This window comes from Corynebacterium sp. HMSC08F01 (assembly GCF_001807545.1).
In the GTDB taxonomy this organism is placed as follows: domain Bacteria; phylum Actinomycetota; class Actinomycetes; order Mycobacteriales; family Mycobacteriaceae; genus Corynebacterium; species Corynebacterium coyleae.
In genome coordinates, this window is the sequence record NZ_KV789309.1 from 1 (window position 1) to 512 (window position 512).

General features: G+C 51.4%; 1 protein-coding gene. It reads right to left on the bottom strand.

Annotation, left to right across the window (positions count from 1 at the left end; all coding sequences use genetic code 11):
- Nucleotides 1-258: 258 nt before the first annotated feature.
- On the bottom strand, nucleotides 259-512 hold a 254-nt coding region (locus HMPREF3171_RS12195), incomplete at its 5' end, for a hypothetical protein (RefSeq protein ID WP_210385598.1).

Sequence of the window (512 nt, forward strand, 5' to 3'; positions counted from 1 at the left end):
TCCATGTCCAAAAAGTCATGAGACATGACAGGATTGTGCTAGCAGATCGAAAGATGCCGGTGGTGTTTGTCCAGGTCATGTTGGGCATGGTGTTTATTAGTGGGCTCATCGGCTAGTTGGGCGCGAAACGTACTAGCAGAACAGGGCTAAAGCGCCCTGTTTTTCGTGTCTTAAGGGCTGTTGCTGCGTGTGCGCTCGGAAAACGGGGGTAATTTCCGGGGGTAAGCAGGTGGTGCGGATTGCTGAACAATCCGCACGTCACACCCATTTCGAGCCGTTTTCACAGTCGTTGAACAATCCTTCCGACCATTTCTGGGCTGTTTTGAAGTGCTGTTCCGGCATTTCCCCAGGTCGCGATTCAAACGGGCGGGTGTTGGCTGAAAACACCCTTAAACCGCATACTATGCATGCATAAAGATTGTTCAACGAAGTGCACCCAAGGCAAATCAGATCGTTCAACAACCCTTCCGGCCGATGGTGCTTGTGGGTTGGATTGGTGAACAATCCAGACG